This is a genomic window from Siphonobacter sp. BAB-5385 (assembly GCF_002261125.1).
GTDB lineage: Bacteria > Bacteroidota > Bacteroidia > Cytophagales > Spirosomataceae > Siphonobacter.
On record NZ_NMPS01000032.1, the window covers coordinates 1 to 6,165 of the forward strand.

Sequence of the window (6,165 nt, forward strand, 5' to 3'; positions counted from 1 at the left end):
TGACTTTGCCCGTGACCATCATTTATACCGGGCTGAGACGCTGACAGATTCAGCCATGCACCGGATTGTCTCCAAATATTACAATCGCTTGCCTGAGGCCGAAACGTAGAAGTGCCTGCGGCTCTGATCACCGAATAAGACATCCGGCCCCGACTCCTTCTTGAACGTGGGAAGGAACACCGAAAAAGGTTTTGGGTTGAATTTTCCTCTTCTGGCTGGCTTTGCTGGCCGGAAGGAGTCGGGGCCTTAACCACTTCAATCGCATGAAAAAGCAGACTATTGCAAACGGCTGGTATCAGGCCATCTGGGACGTAGAAAAGAATTTGGATCCCGCCATCAGTGAAGAACGCAAACGTCTACTCGACGGCAGAACGGAAGCCTTCTTTTATGTGCAGGGGCTCTTTTTCAACCAAGACGAAGATCACCAAATCGCTCTTGAATACATTGCTCTTACTCCGGGTGGGGTGTACGTGAAACTAGACAGTGAAATTCATCCTCCCGATATGGCAAAAGACCCCAGCCATGTATCACTCCTGGAAGTCGAGCAGCGTATTAATGTGTTCGAGGTTCTTATTCAGCTTTCACCCGGTGATGCTGAGAAAACAGATAAGGATCATGAAATCCGCCGGGCTTACAGTGCCGTGGATGCTCGCGAAAAGTTCAATCTGTTTTACAACATTGATGACATCTTTTAGAATGGAAATCCTACTGATCATCAAACGCGATTTTCTTGACTTCCTGGCTCAGCTGGAACTGGTCAAAATCCTCTCCAAGTGCTTTCGCTCCCTTCAGGTGTTCACGAGTGACCCCCTGGACGATAAAGATCAGGATCCTGTACTCTACCACATGGGCCACATTATCTGCTGGCTGCTCCTGTTCTTTCTGGCGATTGGTCTTCTAGCCATGTGCTGGGGGCTTACGTACGAGCTGAGTGAATGCTTTCTGGGAGGTCTATACATGATTGGCGGGCCGATTCTCCTGATTGCTGGCTTTTACCTCTGCTACCTGGTTACGAAATAATCTCTCTGGCACTTCGCAGTTCGCGGATTTTAGGTTAGGTGTATTACGCACTTCGTAGGGCTTTGCTCTACAGAAGTGCCAGAGAGTCAAAATAATACTTGTGTATGGGAGATTGCACACTCGCTTATAGTTCTGCTGACAGGGAGTGTTTCTTTTGACCGGATGGCGGAACGGTAGACGCTATTAAGCAGTAGGATGATGCTCTAACCTGAGGGTTGCAGGAAATGGCAACTGGGGTAGCGAGGCGAAAAAGAGACCTCGGATAACAAAAACTTGCAACAGGTATCGGTGCAATTCCGAGGATAAAAGAAGCAAATGAGCAGCACAACATCCATGCAGGTTCGAATCCTGCTCCGGTCGCAATCAGGGAGCCACTACACGGTTGGCGGATCGTGTAGAAACAGCTGGCGGGCCTAAGGCTCCCTGACCAATTTTAACTCTTAAATACTTTGAAGGTATGGCAACGTGGTTTTTAGGAAAGATTCGGTTTACCAAGGAAATCGACGCCGGAAAGTTTCAAACGGTAACCGAGGCGTATTTACTCGACGCCGTATCGTTTACGGATGCTGAAGCTCGGCTGTATGATCTGCTGGGCGACAACGCTCCCGACTTTCGGGTGATCAGCATCGTACCCATGAAAGTGCAGGAGGTTTTTCACGTCGAAGGACCGGAGGTCAAGTGGTACAAGGTTAAAATCATGATTACGACCTTCGATGAAAAAATCAAAAAGGAGAAGAAAAATGCAGCCTCCTTTCTGGTAAATGCTGATTCGATCCACCAAGCCCATGATCGGGTAGAGGAGGCTTTGGGCCGCGTAGAGGACTACGAAATTACGGATGTTGCTCTGACGCCTATTCTGGAAGTGGTACCCTATACTGGAGAGCGAACGGATACAGTGGCAGAGATTGCCAAAGACTTACTTGATTCTATGCAGCATCTATCAAAAAAAGGCGTGGAGGTAGAGGTGTCGATTAATGAACCTTTTCCCGAAGAAAAGAAACGCACTTGGAACGCAGAACCTGAAAAGGAAAAGCCTCTGAAGACCGGCAAGGATTATTCGCCACGGTCCAAACATCAGAATTACCCCAAAGTGGATTCAGTGAATTACGATTAACCACCTTTTAACCCCTCTTATTTATGTCAGCAGTAGCAGAACTTACCCCCGCAGCTGTCGGGGAGCAGGTAACCAATACCCTTTTATCTGCCTTTGAGGTCGATACGAAGGTATTAGAGGCCAATAAGGAGAAATATCTGGGCCTTGAATTACTCGAGCTGGATGACAAGAAAACCTACGACGAGGCCATTGCAGGTCGTAGGCTGGCCCGTGAAACCCGCATTGCCATCCAGAAGAAATTCAAGGAGTTCAAGGCGATTGCCAAGGATGCCGTCACAAAAACGGAAGAAAAGGCTGAAACCCTGATCAAGTTGGTTTCTCCCGTAGAAGATCACTGTGATGATATTGTCAAGCGGTACGAGGAGGAGAAGGAGCGGATTCGTATCGATAAGCTTCAGCAGAAAGCCGCACTTGTCAAATCGCGAGTGGAAAAACTGACGAGCCTGGGAGCCTTTTTCGACGGGACTTCTTACAATCTGGGCAATCTGGTAGTAGAGCACGAACAGCTCGTTACGTATTCAGATGACGAATATTCCCAGTGCGTGGATCTGGCCACGCAGATGGCCGAAAAGATTCGCCTGGATAAAGAGGCTAAAGAGAAGGCTGACTCGGAGGAGCGGCAGCGTCTGGAGGCCGAGCGTAAACGCATCGAGGAGGAGAATGCCAAACTCCGGGCCCAGCAGGAAGAGGAGCGGAAGCGGATGCAGGCCGAAATGGATGCTCTACGTAAGGAGCGTGAGGAGCTGGAGGCTGAAAAGAAAGCTGTAGCGGATGCTAAAGCTAAGGAGCTGGCCGAAAAGCGTAGAGCTGAGAAGGCAGAAGCCGACCGGCTGGCCGCTGAGGTAAAGGCCAAAAAGGACGAAGAGGAACGGATTGAGCGGGAAGCCCGGGAGAAAAAGGAGGCAGAGGCTAAAAAGAAAGCCGACGCCGCCCGTCAAAAAGCCTTGGCTCCCGATAAAAAGAAGCTGTTGAAGCTGGCTGATCAGATCGAAGCTTTTGATCTCCCCGAACTAGCTCATGTTGATGCTCAGGGCGTAACGGATTATGCACGAATGATTTTGGATTCATTATCAAAGACCATCCGGGAAAAGGTGGAGAAGTATTTGTAAGTTCTTATTTGCAAATATGAAAATATGATTTAGTTTTGATGATCGGATTTCATTGGGAGGTAGAGGGCCGAATGAGAACCAACAATATTAGACTAAGGACACCTCTTTTTAGGTGGCTGAGTAGGGTCCTCTACCCCGAAAAGCTGCCATAAAAAGGGGTGTTTTTTCTATCAAAAGCATGGACAAGCAACCCGATGTGCAGGGGTTCATGAACTTCCTGCAAAAGAAATTATCGACCGGATTTCCTGAGCAAATCTCCATGGAGAAAGAACTCCGGCTGCATGGATTACCCGAGGGCACACTCAAGGCAATGCTGGCGGCTAAGTTCATTGTCAAGGACAACAGTACCATGTCCAGAAAGCAGGAAACACCGAGTTACGTATTTGGTCCGGACATTCTAAAACTAAATGCACTGCAACGTGCTGAGAGGCTTATGGAGATTCTTCCCGACGGAAAGCCCCTGGCTACCCATCCACCGACCGAAGTACATGTAAATCCACTTCAACCGCTTCTTAGCAAGCAAACAGGATCTAGGACTTTCTTTGACAAGGAGGATGTCGAGGCCATTCAAAAGCAGGTGGATAGCGGCGAAATACCGATTGGTGGTGAGAAGGCTTCGACCTATCGGATCCAACTGGCTGAAACACTAATGCCGGAGGAGTTTGATTTTGAATCCGATGCCTGGGAAAAAGCGGGAGAGTATTTAAGGATCGATCCCAAGCAAACTGTAATCGTATTTGAGCAAAAGGCGGTTTTACGGGCGGTGATTACAATTGAACGCGTATACTAATAAGCGTTAGTGTTTTTAACATGAGCAATTACACGGGAATATGGACGCCGCGAGGCATTTTGGAGCTGGCAGGTTTGAATCTTCCCGACAAGATGATTTTGTCTCATGTGATTGGCTTATCCAAGTCGAAAGGCTACTGTAGCGAGAGCAACAGTGACCTGGGTAAGGTCTTTCAAATGGACCCACCCAACGTGAGCCGGATCCTGAAGCGGCTGGAGGATATGGGGACGATTCGGAAGCTGGTTATTCGGGCGAAGGGAAACGAGCGGCGGCTGTACCCTACTATCAATATGATAATAGCCTACTATCAATATGATAATAGCCCCCTATTATCAAAAACGCAAGAGGGTCATATCAATTTGATAATAGCCTCTTATCAATCTGATAATAGCCTATATAAGGAAGATAAAAAAGATTTAAAAAATATTCCTCCTACACCCCCCGCCGTGCGTGTGGAAAACTTTCAACCAGATGGCTTTCAAATCGGAAGATCTCCAGGAGAAAAGCCCCCGGTTGCGGACCACCCCCAACTGCCGCCAGTCTGGCAAGCGGTGGCCAGCGAAATTACCTCAAACGACATGTGCAGGATTTTCGCCAATCGCCAGATTAAAGCTTACCAGTTGGAGCAGACCTACCCCGACTTTGAAAGTATCCTGAATGAATTCATCGAAGGAAAGCGAATTCAGAACGAAAAGCCGGGGTGGAGGGATGGAGACGATATCCGCAGCAATTTCAGAGACTGGATTACCCGGTTTCTACCCAAAAAACAGGAACAGCTAAACAATCAAGGCCATGCAGCCAATCAACCAGTTTACTCGCCAGTATTCAGTGGCCGTAGCAACGGAAGATTCCAAAGCCACGGCGGCCTCAAGCCTCCAGGCGGCCAGCCCAGTGACGACGAGTTCGGGGAGCTATAAGCCCGTTAGTGCCGATCAGGTACGAATTGATAAGGGAGATCGAAAGATAGTGGCCAAAGTGAAGCGTTTGTTTCGTGAGCAAAAGAAAGCATTACCTAAGCAATATCTGGACAGGCTCGCGATGATTCGGGATGCGGCCCGCAAAGAAAAGGCTGGACTGATTAACCGAATCAATTACAACCAGCAGATCAGCAGGCCAATAGAGTACCCCACGTTCACGGCTGAAACCTATCACGCCTGGCTGCTCAAAAAAACGCGGGAGCTGGGCACGCCGCTAGTGGTCACGGATCACAACTGGGAAATCATTCAGGCTCTGGCCATGTACTTCACCCGGGATCCCAGAGCTGAAGCCTTCGGGCTGGACTTGAATAAAGGACTACTGATTCACGGCAAGGTGGGTAGAGGTAAGACCTACATTCTCAAGGCCTTCCGTACCAACCCCTCAGCTTCCTTTCTGGTGGTGCCCTGCTCGGAAATCTCAGACCATTACACCCAGGATGGGGCAGACGCATTGGACAAGTACTCGAGTCTGGCCAAAGGGGTTCCTAGTCCTTTCAACGGTGATACCTCGTATGGCTTCTGCTATGATGATCTGGGTACGGAGGAGACAGCCAGCAGCTACGGCAACAAGCGTAACGTGATGGCTGAAATTATCCAGCGGGTGTACAATCGAACAGAAATGAAGGGACGGGTGCATCTGACCACCAATCTAACTTCCAAGCAGATCGAAGAGATGTACGGGTTACGCATCCGTAGCCGGCTTCGGGAAATGTTCAACATTATCAAGTTCCCTTCCGAGGCTCCGGACATGAGAAAGTAAAATCCCCGACCGCAGCACAGTCAGGGATTCCATGTAATCGAAAAATAATAATCAAACACAAAGATGATCACTTCAATCACAAAATCCAATCAATTGCCCGTTGCTCACGTAGCTACGCCCCTGGCACCTCGTAAGAAAGCCGGGTACAAATGGTACAACATCATCATCTGGTCGCTGGTGTTCGTCATCACGGTCGTAGTGTGGGTAGGTCTGGGCTTTCTGATACGCAAATATGAATTCCGTCTGACGTTCACCAAGACCGTCGTATTCAAGAAAGGAGGTCAGCTGTGAGTAACTACCAACAGTTTTTAGAAAACAAGATCGCTCACACGCCTAAAGCAGGCTTTGCGGTCAGTGAATCAGAGATCAATCCGATCTGTTTCCCGCACCAAAAA

7 protein-coding genes are annotated in these 6,165 nt (G+C 48.8%); all 7 read left to right on the plus strand.

Annotated features, from left to right (window positions below; translation table 11 throughout):
• Positions 1 to 263 precede the first annotated feature (263 nt).
• The 7 genes from BWI93_RS02710 (at position 264) to BWI93_RS02745 (ending at position 6,061) form a co-directional block, all read left to right on the plus strand.
• A complete protein-coding gene (locus tag BWI93_RS02710) occupies positions 264 to 695 on the plus strand; it encodes a hypothetical protein (RefSeq protein WP_094808634.1) in 432 nt (143 codons plus the stop codon).
• Between the two features lies 1 nt (position 696).
• Complete coding sequence (locus tag BWI93_RS02715) at positions 697 to 1,020, plus strand: hypothetical protein (protein WP_094808635.1); 324 nt, start codon at positions 697 to 699, stop codon at positions 1,018 to 1,020.
• A gap of 457 nt (positions 1,021 to 1,477) precedes the next feature.
• Positions 1,478 to 2,134, plus strand: a complete 657-nt coding sequence (locus BWI93_RS02720) for a DUF4494 domain-containing protein (RefSeq protein ID WP_094808636.1) — start codon at positions 1,478 to 1,480, stop codon at positions 2,132 to 2,134.
• Between the two features lie 23 nt (positions 2,135 to 2,157).
• Positions 2,158 to 3,243, plus strand: coding sequence for a hypothetical protein (locus BWI93_RS02725; RefSeq protein ID WP_094808637.1), 1,086 nt, complete (start codon positions 2,158 to 2,160; stop codon positions 3,241 to 3,243).
• Positions 3,244 to 3,421: 178 nt separating this feature from the next.
• On the plus strand, positions 3,422 to 4,033 hold the full coding sequence (locus BWI93_RS02730) for a hypothetical protein (RefSeq protein WP_094808638.1): 612 nt from the start codon (positions 3,422 to 3,424) through the stop codon (positions 4,031 to 4,033).
• 20 nt (positions 4,034 to 4,053) lie between these two features.
• Positions 4,054 to 4,950, plus strand: coding sequence for a MarR family transcriptional regulator (locus BWI93_RS02735; protein WP_094808639.1), 897 nt, complete (start codon positions 4,054 to 4,056; stop codon positions 4,948 to 4,950).
• 883 nt (positions 4,951 to 5,833) lie between these two features.
• A complete protein-coding gene (locus BWI93_RS02745; protein ID WP_094808641.1) occupies positions 5,834 to 6,061 on the plus strand; it encodes a hypothetical protein in 228 nt (75 codons plus the stop codon).
• Positions 6,062 to 6,165 lie beyond the last annotated feature (104 nt).

Excerpts from the sequence above, each read along its gene's own strand:
- BWI93_RS02730 (WP_094808638.1), top strand. The coding sequence starts at position 3,422 with ATGGACAAGCAACCCGATGTGCAGGGGTTCATGAACTTCCTGCAAAAG.
- BWI93_RS02735 (WP_094808639.1), top strand. The coding sequence starts at position 4,054 with ATGAGCAATTACACGGGAATATGGACGCCGCGAGGCATTTTGGAGCTG.
- BWI93_RS02725 (WP_094808637.1), top strand. The coding sequence starts at position 2,158 with ATGTCAGCAGTAGCAGAACTTACCCCCGCAGCTGTCGGGGAGCAGGTA.
- BWI93_RS02720 (WP_094808636.1), top strand. The coding sequence starts at position 1,478 with ATGGCAACGTGGTTTTTAGGAAAGATTCGGTTTACCAAGGAAATCGAC.
- BWI93_RS02710 (WP_094808634.1), top strand. The coding sequence starts at position 264 with ATGAAAAAGCAGACTATTGCAAACGGCTGGTATCAGGCCATCTGGGAC.
- BWI93_RS02745 (WP_094808641.1), top strand. The coding sequence starts at position 5,834 with ATGATCACTTCAATCACAAAATCCAATCAATTGCCCGTTGCTCACGTA.
- BWI93_RS02715 (WP_094808635.1), top strand. The coding sequence starts at position 697 with ATGGAAATCCTACTGATCATCAAACGCGATTTTCTTGACTTCCTGGCT.